13 protein-coding genes are annotated in these 14,606 nt (G+C 64.4%); 4 read left to right on the top strand and 9 right to left on the bottom strand.

Features of this window, described 5'->3' with window-relative positions; genetic code table 11:
- Positions 1-43: 43 nt before the first annotated feature.
- The gene (locus tag L0U82_RS16325) at positions 44-685 is read right to left on the bottom strand and encodes a TetR/AcrR family transcriptional regulator (protein WP_233832298.1); all 642 of its coding nucleotides are present in this window, start codon (positions 683-685) and stop codon (positions 44-46) included.
- A 156-nt stretch (positions 686-841) separates the two neighbouring features.
- Between L0U82_RS16325 and L0U82_RS16320 the strand changes: the two genes are divergently transcribed.
- Both L0U82_RS16320 and L0U82_RS16315 read left to right on the top strand, forming a co-directional pair.
- Entirely contained in the window at positions 842-2,125 is a 1,284-nt protein-coding gene (locus L0U82_RS16320; protein WP_233832297.1) for an MFS transporter, read from the top strand.
- A 215-nt stretch (positions 2,126-2,340) separates the two neighbouring features.
- Positions 2,341-2,934 (top strand): nitroreductase family protein, encoded by a 594-nt coding sequence (locus tag L0U82_RS16315; RefSeq protein WP_233832295.1) that lies wholly within the window; start codon positions 2,341-2,343, stop codon positions 2,932-2,934.
- A gap of 84 nt (positions 2,935-3,018) precedes the next feature.
- On the opposite strand, the gene L0U82_RS16310 is transcribed toward L0U82_RS16315, so the two are convergent.
- Positions 3,019-4,503, bottom strand: a complete 1,485-nt coding sequence (locus L0U82_RS16310) for an MFS transporter (RefSeq protein WP_233832293.1) — start codon at positions 4,501-4,503, stop codon at positions 3,019-3,021.
- 195 nt (positions 4,504-4,698) lie between these two features.
- Between L0U82_RS16310 and L0U82_RS16305 the strand changes: the two genes are divergently transcribed.
- Entirely contained in the window at positions 4,699-5,949 is a 1,251-nt protein-coding gene (locus L0U82_RS16305) for an Hsp70 family protein (protein ID WP_233832292.1), read from the top strand.
- A 124-nt stretch (positions 5,950-6,073) separates the two neighbouring features.
- Here L0U82_RS16305 and L0U82_RS16300 read toward each other — a convergent pair whose 3' ends face one another.
- Positions 6,074-6,277, bottom strand: a complete 204-nt coding sequence (locus L0U82_RS16300; protein ID WP_035936159.1) for a cold-shock protein — start codon at positions 6,275-6,277, stop codon at positions 6,074-6,076.
- A gap of 446 nt (positions 6,278-6,723) precedes the next feature.
- Here L0U82_RS16300 and L0U82_RS16295 point away from each other — a divergent pair, with 446 nt between their 5' ends.
- A complete protein-coding gene (locus tag L0U82_RS16295; RefSeq protein WP_233832290.1) occupies positions 6,724-8,319 on the top strand; it encodes an APC family permease in 1,596 nt (531 codons plus the stop codon).
- A gap of 267 nt (positions 8,320-8,586) precedes the next feature.
- On the opposite strand, the gene L0U82_RS16290 is transcribed toward L0U82_RS16295, so the two are convergent.
- The 6 genes from L0U82_RS16290 to L0U82_RS16260 form a co-directional block, all read right to left on the bottom strand.
- The gene (locus tag L0U82_RS16290; protein WP_233832288.1) at positions 8,587-9,372 is read right to left on the bottom strand and encodes a DODA-type extradiol aromatic ring-opening family dioxygenase; all 786 of its coding nucleotides are present in this window, start codon (positions 9,370-9,372) and stop codon (positions 8,587-8,589) included.
- Between the two features lie 561 nt (positions 9,373-9,933).
- Positions 9,934-10,245: a Grx4 family monothiol glutaredoxin gene (gene grxD / locus L0U82_RS16280; protein WP_233832287.1), complete on the bottom strand. Its 312-nt coding sequence runs from the start codon at positions 10,243-10,245 to the stop codon at positions 9,934-9,936.
- A 139-nt stretch (positions 10,246-10,384) separates the two neighbouring features.
- On the bottom strand, positions 10,385-11,275 hold the full coding sequence (gene prmC, locus L0U82_RS16275) for a peptide chain release factor N(5)-glutamine methyltransferase (RefSeq protein WP_233832285.1): 891 nt from the start codon (positions 11,273-11,275) through the stop codon (positions 10,385-10,387).
- Positions 11,276-11,288: 13 nt separating this feature from the next.
- Positions 11,289-12,371 carry a peptide chain release factor 1 gene (gene prfA, locus L0U82_RS16270; protein ID WP_233832284.1) on the bottom strand — a complete coding sequence of 361 codons (1,083 nt, stop codon included), beginning with the start codon at positions 12,369-12,371 and terminating at the stop codon, positions 11,289-11,291.
- Between the two features lie 131 nt (positions 12,372-12,502).
- Complete coding sequence (hemA, locus tag L0U82_RS16265) at positions 12,503-13,789, bottom strand: glutamyl-tRNA reductase (RefSeq protein ID WP_233832283.1); 1,287 nt, start codon at positions 13,787-13,789, stop codon at positions 12,503-12,505.
- Positions 13,790-13,868: 79 nt separating this feature from the next.
- A complete protein-coding gene (locus L0U82_RS16260; RefSeq protein WP_233832281.1) occupies positions 13,869-14,579 on the bottom strand; it encodes a response regulator transcription factor in 711 nt (236 codons plus the stop codon).
- Between the last annotated feature and the right edge of the window lie 27 nt (positions 14,580-14,606).

The following is a 14,606-nucleotide window of genomic DNA, read 5'->3' as shown; positions in this document are numbered from 1 at the left end:
ATGATGCGGCGCGGCAGGCTCAATCGCTGAGCCCGAAGCCGGCTCAGCTGTCCCGCTTCGCGCCGCACGCCGCGGCAATCAACTGCGCGGCCACCTTCGGCGCGGCCGCAATTGGCCCGCATCCCGGCCCGTAAGTCTGGCTCGCCGTGTAGATACCCTCGATCAGCAAACCTAGCGCATTGGCGAGCGCTTCGGGGTCGTCGGCGTTAGCCTCTGTCGACAGATCCAGCAGCCGCGCCATCAAGCGTTGCTTGTTGCGAAACACGAACTGCCGCGCCGGATGCGCGGTGTCCGCGAACTCGACCGATACGTTCACGAAAGGGCAGCCACGGTAATCGTCGACCGATGCGCGTATCGCGAGGTCGTCGAAACATTGCTGGAGCTGCTTTGCCGGCTCACCCGGGTGCTTCGCAAAGCTCGCCTCGATGTAGCGGAAGAACCGTTCGTCCTGCCGCTCGAGATAAGCCATCACGAGTTCGTCTTTCGACGAAAACTGCCGGTACAGGCTCATCTTGTTGACACCGGCGCGCTCGACCACCGCATCGACACCGACGCTGCGCACCCCTTCGCGATAGAACAGTTCGCTCGCGGCGCGCAGCAGATGCTGCTGCGCCTCCGGTCCAGCCGTCTGGGCGCTGCGTGCGCGGCGGGGGCGGGCGGGTTTGAGGGTTTCGCTGTCGGACATGGAGGTCACCCGAATTGAAAATTAACGCCTTGACATGTTACCGAGCGGTCACTAAGATCGCAACACTATTGTGACCGATCTGTCACAAACTCTTTTACCGAAGTCGTAATAATACGAACGACGTGGCCAAGACAGGCCGCGTCGATGGGAGAACCGATGAACTGGGCTGCGAAACTGATTGGCGGACGTTTCCACTACGGCTGGTTGACCGTCGCCGTGGTGTTCCTGGCGTTGCTCGCCGCGGCCGGCACGCGCGCGACGCCGAGCGTGATGATGGTGCCGCTCGAACATCAATTCGGCTGGAGCCGCGCGACGATTTCGCTGGCGATCTCCGTAAACATCGCGTTGTACGGGCTGATGGGGCCGTTCGCGGCCGCGGCGATGCAGCGCTTCGGCGTGCGTCCAACGTTGCTCGTCGCGCTCGGAACGATGGCCGCGGGCGTCGCGCTGTCGTCGCTGATGACGCATCCGTGGCAAATGGTGCTGATCTGGGGCGTGATGGTCGGCGGATCCACCGGCGTCGCGGCGCTGTCGCTGTCGGCGACTGTCGTCACGCGCTGGTTCACCACGCGGCGCGGTCTCGTGATGGGTATCCTCACCGCCAGTTCGGCCACCGGTCAGCTCGTGTTCCTGCCGATGCTGGCCGCCATCGCCGAGCATTACGGCTGGCGCCAGGTCGTGTGGGTCGTCGCACTCGCGGCTGCCGTTGTGATTCCGCTCGTCGCGTTCCTGCTGCCCGAGCGTCCGGCCGACATGAAGCTGCGCCCGTACGGCGAGCCGCACGACGCGCCGATCGCCGCGACCGTCACGAAGCAGAACCCGCTCGCGATCGCGTTCGGCACGCTGGCGATGGCGAGCAAGACGCGCGATTTCTGGCTGCTGTTCTTCAGTTTCTTCATCTGCGGCGCGAGCACCAACGGCTACGTCGGTACGCACCTGATCGCAATGTGCGGCGACTACGGAATGACCGAAGTGCAGGGCGCGTCGCTGCTCGCCGCAATGGGCGTGTTCGACCTGTTCGGCACGACGTTGTCGGGCTGGCTGTCGGACCGCTTCAATAGCCGCGTGCTGCTGTTCTGGTACTACGGGCTGCGTGGCTTGTCGTTGATGTATCTGCCGCACGCGTTCGGTATCGACTTCTTCGGGCTGCCGCTGTTCGCGGTGTTCTACGGGCTCGACTGGATCGCCACCGTGCCGCCGACCGTGCGTCTCGCGACCGATGTCTACGGCAAGGAGTCGGCGCCCGTGGTGTTCGGCTGGGTCGTGGCCGGCCACCAGCTCGGCGCGGCGTTCGCGGCGCTGGGCGCGGGCATGCTGCGCGCGAGCCTCGGCACTTACACGGTGGCGTCGATGATTTCCGGCGGGCTGTGCCTCGTCGCCGCGATGATCGTGCTGCGCATCAACCGACCTGCGAAGGTGCCGACGCCGCAGGCGATTTGAGTTCGCGAGTTTAATCTCCTGATTTAAGCCCCTCTCCGCGACGCTCCAGCGTCGACGGAAATGTACAAACGGACGGCCCCTCGACGGGGCCGTCCGCTTTTGCGCGGCGAGTACGCATCGCTCCGCGCCCTGGCTTGGAGCATGCGCCGAAGCCCGTTATGCTATGTGACCCCGGGCGGCCGCCCGGCGATCATGACTTTCACCGAGAGAAACGCATGACCAACAAACCCGCCTCTACCGAAGTTGCCATTCACGAATTGATCGCAGGACGCTGGAGCCCGCGCGCGTATTCGAGCGAGCCGGTGAGCCGCGAGCAACTGCGTGCTGTGCTGGAAGCGGCGCGCTGGGCGCCGTCTTCGTACAATGCGCAGCCGTGGCGTTTCATGGTGTTCGATCGCAGCGCCGACGAAGTGGCGTTCAAGAAGGCATTTGCCACGCTGGTGCCGTTCAATCAGGCCTGGAATGCGCCCGCACCGGTGCTGATCGCGGTGACCACGCACACGCTGACGAACAAGGGCGACATCAATCGCTGCGCGCAGTACGATGCGGGCGCCGCGGCGATGTCGCTGGTGCTGCAGGCGCATGCGCTCGGGCTGGCCGCGCATCAGATGAGCGGTTTCGACGTGAACGCGTTCCGCACGGGATTCGAATTGCCGGCCGACGTCGAACCGATCGCGATGATCTCGCTCGGCCACTACGGCGACGTCGACAAGCTGGACCCGGTGCTGCGCGAACGCGAGAAGGCGCCGCGGCAGCGTCTGGCGCTGGCCGACATGGCCTACAGCGGAGCGTGGAAGAAGGCGTTCTAGGCGGCTGGCGCGCGGCGTTTGCGCTATATCGCATCGCGCCGCAAAAAGAAAAACGCAAAACGCGCGGCACGGTCCGCGCGTTTTTTATTCGGTGCCGCTTTCCGCGTCCGCCACGCTCGACAGCGGCGCCGCCACATGTTCGAGCGACTTGCGCTCTGCGTCGACGCCCCAGATCGCCGCGACGACAGCGGCCGCGAGCATCAGCGCCGATCCGACCAGATAGCCCGAAAACACTTCGCTGCGCTGATGCGTGTCGATCAGCCTGCCGAAAAACGCCGGTCCGATGATGCCGCCGAGCGCGGTGCCGAACGCATAGAAAACGGCGATCGCGAGCGCGCGGATTTCGAGCGGAAACGATTCGCTCACCGTCAGATACGCGGAGCTGGCGGCCGCCGACGCGAAGAAGAAAATCACCATCCACGCGACCGTCTGCGTGACGACGGTGAGCAGTTGCTGCTCGAACAGGTAGCCCGATAGCGTCAGCAGTAGCGCCGATATCCCATAGGTTGCCGCGATCATCTTGCGGCGTCCGATCACGTCGAACAGCCGGCCAAGCACGAGCGGCCCGAGAAAATTGCCAAGCGCGAACGGCAGCAGATACCAGCCGATGTCCCCGCCCGGCACGTGATAGAAATCGGTGAGCACCAGCGCGTAGGTGAAAAAGATCGCGTTGTAGAAGAACGCCTGCGCGGTCATCAGCGTCAGGCCCACGAGCGCGCGCCGCCGGTGTACGTTGAACAGCACGTGGAACACCTCGCGCAGCGGCGTATGGTGACGCGCGCGCAGCCGCAGCCGCATCAGGCCGTCGTCGCTGAGCGTGTGGCCTTCGTGGCGAAAACGCGTTTCGATACTCTCGACGATCTCGCGCGCGTCGCGTTCGTCGCCGTGCGTAAGCAGCCACCGCGGGCTTTCGGGCACCCAGATGCGCATCGGCAGGATCGCGAGCGCGAGCACCGCGCCGATGAAGAAGCACGCGCGCCAGCCCCAGTCGCCGGGCAGCAGATGCGGGTCGAGCAGCACCAGCGAGCCGGCCGCGCCGAGTCCGGCGCCCACCCAGAACGTGCCGTTAATGCCGAGGTCGGTCCAGCCGCGCACGCGCGCCGGCGTGAACTCCTGGATCGTCGAGTTGATCGCCGTGTATTCGCCGCCGATGCCCGCGCCGGTCAGAAAGCGGAACAGCATGAAGCTCGCGAGATTCCACGACAGCGCGGTCGCCGCGGTAGCGGCCAGATACAGCGTGAGCGTGATGAAAAACAGCTTGCGGCGGCCGAGCCGGTCGGTGAGCCAGCCGAAGCCGAGCGCGCCCAGCACCGCGCCGGCAATGTACGCGCTGCCCGCGAGGCCGACGTCGGCATTGGTGAAGCGCAGCGCCGGGCTGGTTTTCAGTGCGCTCGCGACCGCGCCGGCCAGCGTCACTTCGAGCCCGTCGAGCAGCCAGGTGACGCCCAGCGCGATTACGATCAGCGTGTGGAAGCGGCCCCAAGGCAGACGGTCGAGGCGCGAAGGCAGATCCGTTTCGATGAGCGCGGCGGGCTTGTTGTGGACGGCGTCGGTGGGCGGCGCGCTCATTGCTCGAGGTCTCCTGTGCGAAATCCGGGCGGCGTATTCCGTTGCGAGCCAGCAATCTTCGTTCCGTCATACGAATTCGCGCGAATCAGGTGATGTCGCGTCGTTGCCGCGACGTCAGTTGATGCTGGCCGAGTTTTCGTGTTACAAAGCCGCTCCCCTTTCTGTCCGCGCCAGCCGTGAGCGGCGATTCCTGCCATGAACTATTGCGCGATTGATTTCGGTACCTCCAACTCGGCCGTCGCGATTCCGGACGGCGCCCAGCTCCGGCTGGCGCCAGTCGAAGGTGCGTACACGACGCTGCCCACCGCCGTCTTTTTCAACACCGACGAAGACACCAGCGAGTTCGGGCGCGCGGCGCTGGCGGCCTATATCGACGGCTTCGACGGCCGTCTGATGCGCTCGATGAAGAGCATTCTCGGCTCGCCGCTCGCCGAGAACACCACCGACCTCGGCGATGGCAGCGCGATCAAATACACGGACGTGATCGCGACCTTCCTCAGCCATCTGAAGCGTTCGGCCGAGAGTAGTGCGGGCGGGGCGATAGAACGCGCGGTGCTGGGGCGCCCGGTGTTTTTCGTCGACGACGACCCGCGCGCCGACCAGATGGCGCAGCAGCAGCTCGAAGCCGCCGCGCGCACCGTCGGTCTGCGCGAGATCCATTTTCAGTATGAACCGATCGCGGCCGCGTTCGACTACGAATCGCATCTGACGAAGGAAGGGCTCGTGCTGGTGGCGGATATCGGCGGCGGTACGTCGGATTTTTCGCTGGTGCGGGTGGGGCCCGACCGGATGAAGCGGGTCGAGCGCAAGGACGATGTGCTGGCGCACCACGGTGTGCACGTCGCGGGGACGGACTTCGACCGCCGCGTCGAACTCGCGACCATCCTGCGCGAACTCGGCTACCAGTCGCTCGATTCGCAGGGGCGCGAAATCCCGAACCGGATCTATTTCGATCTCGCGACCTGGCATCTGATTAATACGGTCTATACGCCGAAGCGTGTCAGCGAACTCGCGCTGATGCGGCACCTTTTTGTCGAGGCGAAGCACCACGACCGGTTGATGCGCGTGGTCGAGCAGCGTTTCGGACATGCGCTCGCCGCGCACGCGGAGGAAGCGAAGATCGGCGTCGCGGCGGGCGGCGAAACCGTGATCGATCTCGATGAAGTGGAAGAGGATCTGCGTCTCGCGTTCGACGAAGCGCAGCTGATCCAGGCCGGCGAGGACGAAACGCGGCGCATCGTGCAGGCGGCGCGCGATACGGTGCAGGCGGCGGGCGTCGCGCCGCGCGACGTCGATGCGGTCTACTTCACCGGCGGCTCGACCGGGCTTGCGTTCCTGTCGGGCGCGTTAGCGGCGGCATTTCCCGACGGAGAGGCGGTATTCGGCGACCGTCTCGCGAGCGTGGCAACCGGACTCGGTATTCATGCCCGACGTGTGTTCAGTTAATGGCAAATAAGCGGAAAATAATCCGCCGCGCATTGCGAATTTAATCGGTGTATCCATTTACGCGGATAATAAAAAAACCCCGCCGAGGCGGGGTTTTTTTGCATCCCGAAGGAGGCTGGGAAGCTTAAGCCGGCTTGATGTTAGCGGCTTGCTTGCCCTTCGGGCCCGTCTTCACTTCGAACGTGACCTTCTGGTTTTCTTGCAGCGTCTTGAAGCCTTCAACGCGGATTTCCGAGAAATGCGCGAACAGATCTTCGCCGCCGCCGTCAGGAGTGATAAAGCCAAAGCCCTTTGCGTCATTGAACCACTTGACGGTACCGGTTTCCATATTACTTGTTCCTAAAAATGGTGAATAAGGCCGAAGCCCGGGGTGCATGAAAATCAAGGAAGGGGGTAATGGGACCAACCGGAGTACCGTTGATGGGCGAACTACGAAAGAACCACTTCACTCGCCACTTGAAATCCTGCCCGAACGTTATACGGCGAATTGGCACGAAGGTCAACTGTCTGTTCGTATCCGGATGAAACTTCGACAGTGCATACCATAAATTCTTACAAAGCTTGCGTCGTGCGCAAGCTTTTTTATCAGGGAGAACCCCCGGATGAGCGGCAGTTTCACTGCATCAATACGGTGCAACCGTTAAACTACGCGCCGCGCGTCGGTTGCACCTCTTTTGTTTTGCATCACGCGGCGCGCATGCATGCGCGTCACCCCGTCCCGCCGCCACGAGCGATGTCACGCGGTGCCGACATGGTTCTGATTTAGGAGAAGACGTGAAAAGTTCTATACAACGGAACATCGGGCCATTCGCGCTGATGCTGACCGGTCTGGGTTCGATCATCGGCTCGGGCTGGCTGTTCGGTGCGTGGAAGGCTGCAAAGATCGCCGGTCCGGCTGCCATCTGCGCGTGGATCATCGGAGCGGTCGTGATTCTGGCGATTGCGCTGACCTACGCGGAGCTCGGCGCGATGTTTCCGGAATCGGGCGGGATGGTGCGCTACGCGCGCTACTCGCATGGCGCGCTGGTCGGTTTCATCAGCGCGTGGGCCAACTGGATCGCGATCGTATCCGTGATCCCAATCGAGGCCGAAGCTTCCATTCAATATATGAGTACGTGGCCGTACGACTGGGCGCATGCGCTGTTCGTCGGCGGTTCATTGACGACTAACGGGCTATTGCTGTCGGCCGTGCTCGTGATCATCTACTTCCTGCTCAACTACTGGGGCGTGAAGCTGTTCGCGCGCGCCAACACGGCGATCACGATCTTCAAGTTCCTGATCCCGGGCGCGACGATCGCCGGCCTGATGGCGACCGGCGTACACACGGAGAACTTCGGCCAGACCACCACCTTCGCGCCGTACGGCTGGTCGGCGGTGCTGACCGCGGTGGCGACGAGCGGCATCGTGTTCGCGTTCAACGGCTTCCAGAGCCCGGTCAACCTCGCGGGTGAAGCGCGCAATCCGGCCAAAAGCGTGCCGTTCGCGGTGATCGGCTCGATCCTGCTCGCGCTCGTGATCTACGTGCTGCTGCAGATCGCGTACATCGGCTCGGTGAATCCGGCCGACGTCGCGAAGGGCTGGAGCCACTTCAACTTCGCGTCGCCGTTCGCGGAGCTGGCGATCGCGCTGAATCTGAACTGGCTGGCGATCATGCTGTACGTCGATGCATTCGTGAGCCCGAGCGGCACGGGTACGACCTACATGGCGACCACCACGCGGATGATCTACGCGATGGAGCGCAACAACACGATGCCGAAGATCTTCGGTCAGGTGCATCCGCTGTACGGCGTGCCGCGTCCGGCGATGTGGTTCAACCTGTTCGTGTCGTTTATCTTCCTGTTCTTTTTCCGCGGCTGGAGTTCGCTCGCGGCGGTGATTTCGGTCGCGACCGTGATCTCGTATCTGACCGGCCCGATCAGCCTGATGGCGCTGCGCCGCGCGGCGACGGATCTGGAGCGGCCGCTGCATATCGCCGGTATGAAGGTGATCGCGCCGTTCGCGTTTGTCTGCGCATCGTTGATCCTGTACTGGGCGAAGTGGCCGCTGACCGGCGAAATCATTCTGCTGATGGTCGTCGCGTTGCCGGTGTACTTCTACTTCCAGGCGAAGCAGGGCTTCGAGGGCTGGGGCCGCGATCTGAAGGCCGCATGGTGGCTGGTGGCTTATCTGCCGATCATGGCGGTGCTGTCGCTGATCGGCAGCAAGGAGTTCGGCGGCTTCGGCATCCTGCCGTACGGCTGGGACATGCTGGTCGTGATCGCTTTCTCGCTGGTGTTCTATTACTGGGGCGTGCATAGCGGCTATCGCTCCGAGTATCTGGACGAGCGCGAAGAACACGACGAAGTGCTCGAAGGCATGGGCGCGCATTGAGCGTCATGTCGAGTCCAGCGGATTCGCGGTAGGCGGATCTGGATGAAAAAACGCCGCCCGGTGTAAGCCGGGCGGCGTTTTTTTATGGGGGGAACTGGTGTGGGGGGGCTGCTCGGCGCTGGCCGCTTTGGGGCGCTCCAGGGTGGCTTTGGGCCGCTTTGGCCGTCAGCCGCCTCGTTTGCGGAGTTGTGTCAGCCCGGCGTTCACCGCTTTAGGTCGCCTCGGGTAGCTTCGGCGAGCGTTCGCCGCCTCGTTTCCGCGGCCTGATCAGGCGGTGCCGAACACGTAGTTCGTCATCGCGAGCGAGCGCTGGTAGGTGCCGAGCGACTGGGTCGCGAGCGAATAGTCGTCGTCCGCGGCGCCGAGCGCGGCGAAAACCGGCAGCAGATGCTCGTCGGTCGGGTGCATCAGCACCGCGTGCGGCGCCTGGCGGCGATAGTCGAGCAAAGCGTCGATATCGCGCGCGGCGAGCTTTTGCTCGAACCAGTCGGTGAATTCGGTCACGCGCGGATCGGCGTCTTCCGGGCGCGCGGAAAAGTCGGCGGCGCGCAGGTTGTGCGTGATCTGCCCGGAACCGATCACCATCACGCCTTCGTCCTTCAGCGCGCGCAGCGCGCGGCCGACGCGGAAATGATGCTCCGCGTCCAGATGCGGCTGAATCGACAACTGCGCGACCGGCACGTCCGCGTGCGGGAACATCAGCAGCATCGGCACCCAGGCGCCATGGTCGAGCCCGTGCGGCTGCACATCCGCGGCGATGCCGTGCGCGCCCAGCAACGCGGCGGCGCGACGCGCGATGTCCGGTGCGCCCGGCGCCGGGTACTGGATTTCATAAAGCTGGCGCGGAAAACCGTAGAAATCGTGGATGGTTTCGGGCGCCGTCGCGATGCTTGCGAGCGGCTGAGCGGTGCCCCAGTGGGCCGACAGCATCAGGATGGCTTCGGGGCGTGGCAGTTGCGCGCCGAGCGTGCCGAATTCGGCGGACGGCATCGACGGATCGATCGGCAACGTGGGGGCGCCGTGGGACAGGAAAAGCGAAGGTAAGCGGTTCATGGCGGCAACGCGGCCGCGCGGACGCGGCGTGGAGAATTGGGTTGCTATGAATATAGATTCGCGGCTCCGTTTTATAAACGGGGGCTTGCGGAATTGATTGTGTCGCCGTTGTTGTTAATCCGCGGCGAGTGGATTCGTCCAGTACGACGGGTCAGGAGCGCGCCGCTGGCGGCCATGACCAGAAAGCCAGATGACCCACGCATGGAGTCAATCGAGCGCGCCGCGCAAACCTTGATACACGGGCGACAGCGGTGGGACCGAGGGTGACAGATCGTGCATGCACGCGCGCGACTCTGTGTGATCGACCATTTCGTCGGTCGACGTGGGCTAGTTATAGAACGCGGGCAGGGCGGGAAGATCACGCCAGCGATCTCGATGACGGCCGTCATGTTGCGCAGACGCGCGAGATTGAATCGACGTACAACCGGACGCCGACGATGGCATCCGGTAGCACCAGTGATCGCGACGATCAGATCAACCGGCAAGGCGTCGCGATGCGGCTTTGCAGCCGGGCTCGCGACGCCAGATGTGAAGCGAGAAGCGAACCTGACGCGAGAACGCTCAGGCCGCGGCGAACAGCTGCTGCAATTCGCCCGATTCGTACATCTCCATCATGATGTCCGAGCCGCCGATGAATTCGCCGTTCACATACAGCTGCGGAATGGTCGGCCAGTTCGAGAACGTCTTGATGCCCTGGCGGACTTCATCGTCTTCGAGGACATTGACGGTCTTGATCTCACCGACGCCACACGCCTTCAGGATCTGGATCGCGCGGCCCGAAAAACCGCACATCGGGAACTGGGCCGTGCCCTTCATGAAAAGAACGACGTTGTTGCCGTCGACGATTTGCTTGATGCGTTGTTGCGTATCCATGACTGACCTTGCGGTTCCGTGATGTGTAGGGAATAGGCTGAAATGATAGCGGATTTCGCTAGAGGCGGCCGGAGGCACTTCGGGCCGAAGGGGTTCCGGTTGTGCCGGTCGAACGGCTAGTGCAAAGCCGCGCCGAGCCTTATGCAGCGCCGTTGCCGCGCCACAGTCCGCCGCTGATTCGCTCGATACCGGCAAGATCCCGCTCCGAGCGAACCTGTGCGAAACCTTGCGCGTTCAGCAACGCACGCACGGCTTCGGCCTGATCGTAGCCGTGCTCGATCCACAGCGCACCGCCGGCGACGAGACGGCCGGGCGCCCCAGCGATGATCGTGCGAATCGCGCTCAGGCCATCCGCTTCGTCGGTGAGCGCGCCGCGCGGCTCGAAACGCAGATCACCTTCGAGCAGATGCGGGTCGCCGTTCGCGATATACGGCGGATTGCTGACGATCGCGTCGAAGCGCAGCGCGGCATCGAGCGAGCCGTACCAGTCGCTTTGCAGGAACGTCACGGCGCCGCCTGGCCGGTTCGCATCGAGCAGGCGTGTGCCGTTGCGCGTGGCGACCGCGAGTGCATCCGCCGAGCGGTCGAGCGCCCAGACCCGCGCGTCGGGTCGCATCGAGGCGATCGCGACCGCGATCGCGCCGGTACCGGTGCCGAGATCGAGCACCTGCGCGCGCGGCCGGTTTTCGATCGCCGCCAGCGCCGTTTCGACCAGCAGCTCGGTTTCCGGGCGCGGAATCAGCACCTGCGGCGTGACTTCGAACTCGAGCCCGAAAAACTCCCGCGCGCCGACCAGTTGCGCGACCGGCTCGCCCGCGGCACGCCGAGCCTCGAGCGTGCGATAACGCTCGACGCTCGCGCCGTTGAGCGGCTCCTCACCACGCGTAATCAACTGCGTGCGCCGCCAGCCGAGCACGTGCGTGAGCAGGATGCGCGCTTCGAGCGCCGGCAACGGCGACGCGCGCAGCAGCGCGTCGGCGGTGGCGGGCCGGCCAGATGAATCGAGCGGGGCTGAGGGAGCGTCGGTCATTTTTGAGAAGCGCTCAGTCCGCGTCGCCGAGCGAGGCCAGCAACTCGGCCTGATGCTCGCTGACGAGCGCCGCGATCAGCTCGTCGAGATCGCCGTCCATGATTGCTTCGAGGCGATACAGCGTCAGGTTGATCCGGTGGTCGGTAAGACGCCCCTGCGGGAAGTTGTACGTGCGGATGCGCTCCGAACGGTCGCCCGAGCCGATCAGGTTCTTGCGCGTCGCCGCTTCCTTGGTCTGCTGCTCGTGCGTTTGCTTGTCCTTGATGCGCGCGGCGAGCACTTTCAGCGCGCGGTCCTTGTTCTTGTGCTGTGAGCGGTCGTCCTGACATTCGACGACGATGCCGGTTGGCAAGTGCGTGACGCGCACCGCGGAGTCGGTTTTGTTGATGTGCTGACCGCCCGCGCCCGATGCGCGGAACGTGTCGATGCGCAGCTCGGACGGATTGATCTCGACTTCGCCGATCTCGTCGGCTTCCGGCATCACCGCGACCGTGCAGGCCGACGTATGGATGCGGCCCTGCGTTTCAGTGGCCGGCACGCGCTGCACGCGATGTCCGCCCGATTCGAACTTGAGCTTCGAATACGCGGCGTCGCCGGCGATCCGTACGATCACTTCGCGGTAGCCGCCGAGGTCCGATTCGCTCGCCGACATCATCTCGACCTGCCAGCGATTGCGCTCGGCGTAGCGCAGATACATGCGCAGCAGGTCGCCGGCGAATAGCGCGGATTCGTCGCCGCCGGTGCCCGCGCGGATTTCGAGGAAGATGTTGCGCTCGTCGTTCGGATCTTTCGGCAGCAGCATTTTCTGCAACTCGACGCCGAGCGTTTCCATGCGCTCGCGCGCGGCGCGGATTTCCTCTTCGGCGAAATCGCGCATCGACGCGTCGGTCAGCAGTTCCTGCGCGGTGGTCGCGTCGTTTTGCGCCTGGCGCCAGAGCCCGTAGTGCTCGACAACCGGCCCCAGCTCCGCGTGTTCACGCGTGAGCTTGCGGTACTGGTCGAGGTTGGCGGTGATGTCCTCGCGGCTCAACAGGTCGTTCAGTTCGGCCAGCCGGGTGGTGAGCTGGTCGAGCTTGCGTTGCATGCTCGTTTTCATCGGGCGGTAGCGGAGCGGACTCCGGAAAGGAAGACGGCCAGAAAATGGACTTGTGGGGGCGGAGGCCCGGGGCGGAAGCGCATCGCGAGCCGCGTGATAACGGCGCGCAGGGCGCGGCGATGACTGCGCCGCTAACGCTCGGACGAGCCGGAGTGCTTGTAGAAGCCGCTCATCAGCTCGATCAGCTTGTCGCGATTGTCGCTGCTCGCGCGATTGAGCGCGTGCGTGGGACCGTGGATCAGCTTGTTGGTGAGCGCTTGAGACAGCGCTTCGAGCACGGCGGCGGGATCCTCGCCGCGCGCGAGCATCTTCTGCGCGCGTTCGACTTCGGCGCGACGCAGCGCGTCGGCCTGCGTGTGCATGTGGCGGATCACCGGCACGATGCTGCGCGCGTCGAGCCACTGCATGAAATTCTGTACGCGCGTTTCGATGATTGCTTCGGCCTGCGCGACCGCGGCTTGCCGCGACGCATTGCCTTCGCGGACGATCGCGCCGAGGTCGTCGACGGTGTACAGGAACACGTCTTCGAGCTGGCCGGCTTCGGGTTCGATGTCGCGAGGCACCGCGAGGTCGACCATGAAAATCGGCCGGTGACGACGCGCCTTAACCGCGCGCTCGACCGCCCCCAGACCGATGATCGGTAGCGTGGACGCGGTGCAGGACACGATGATGTCGAATTCGTGCATCCGCGCGGGCAACTCCGACAGCGGAATCGCGCGGCCGTTGAAGCGCTCGGCGAGCCGCTGGCCGCGCTCGGCGGTGCGGTTCGCGACCACCAGCTCGCGCGGCTGCTGCGCGGCGAAGTGCGTGGCGCACAGTTCGATCATTTCGCCCGCGCCGATGAACAGCACGCGCTGGTTCGCGATCTTGTCGAAAATGCGCTGCGCGAGACGCACCGCGGCGGCGGCCATCGATACCGACTGCGCGCCGATTTCGGTCGTGCTGCGCACTTCCTTCGCGACCGCGAAGGTGCGCTGGAACAGCTGGTTCAGATAGGTGCCGAGGGCGCCGGCCTCCGACGCGGTGCGCACCGCGTCCTTCATCTGTCCGACGATCTGCGTTTCGCCGAGCACCATCGAGTCGAGGCCCGATGCCACGCGAAACGCATGGCGCACCGCTTCCGATTGCGGCAGCGCGTACACGTGCGGCGCGAGTTCTTCGACGGGGAGGTTGTGGTACTTCGACAGCCACTGGATCGAGGCTTCGCGGGCGGCGAGGTCGTCGGTCGCGCAGTAGAGTTCGGTGCGGTTGCAGGTGGAGAGAATTGCAGCTTCAGGCGCATTGGGGGCCATGCGGCCCAGCCAGATGCCCTTGAACGTATCGAGAGCGGGCTTGATCTGTTCGAGCGGAAACGCCACGCGTTCGCGCAAGGCGACAGGCGCAGTGTGGTGGTTGATTCCGATCGTTAGGAGCTGCATTTTGGGGAGCTATCGTTAAGCCCCATATTATAGCGTTTCCACGATTTTCACATTCCGCCCGCCGCATACCGCGTATGGCTCAGCCGGCGCCTGCGATGCCTTCCAGCGGAACCGCATCGAGCTGGTAGCCGTAACCATAGACCGGCACCAGCGAATAACCAAGCTCCGGGCGCAGTTGCAGCTTGCTGCGTACGCGCGACGCATGGGTGTCGATGGTGCGCGACTTCACGTCGCGGCGCCGCAACCACACCGTTTCGAGGATATGCGCGCGCGACACCGGCCGCGCCAGGTTGTTGAAGAGCAGCAGCGCGAGGCGGAATTCCTTTGGGGTCAGGACGACGGTCAGATCGCGGAAGGAGACGGCGAAGCCCGCCGCGTCGAACGAATAGCCGCTGATGGTATCCCGCCGCCGGTTGGCCGGCCGCCGCAAGCCGGCGCGGCGCTGCAGCGCTTCGATCCGGGCCAGCATCTCGGGGCCGCGCACCGGCTTGCTCACGCAGTCGTCGGCGCCGGCGTGCAATGCGGCGACGATCTGGCTCTCGCGCGGCGCACGGATCATCATCATGACCGGCAGGCCTGGCAGAATGGATCGGGCGCGCGGGATCACGTCCTCGGCGCAATGGTCGCCGGCCCAGCTTTCGGTGATCAGAAGGTCGAAGAATTCGTCCTTCGCATGCTGCAGGAACGTACTGCTGGTGGTGAAGTGCTGGCAGACGTGGCCGCCGGCGAAGACCAGGCGGTCGACCAGTTTGGCGTGTTGCAGGTCCGGTTCGATAAGGGCGATGCGCATGGCGCGGCGTCAGCCTGGCAACGGGCG

The sequence above is a fragment of the Paraburkholderia sp. ZP32-5 genome (genome assembly GCF_021390495.1).
Classification (GTDB): Bacteria; Pseudomonadota; Gammaproteobacteria; order Burkholderiales; family Burkholderiaceae; genus Paraburkholderia.
This window is presented reverse-complemented; position numbering and strand designations above follow the sequence as displayed.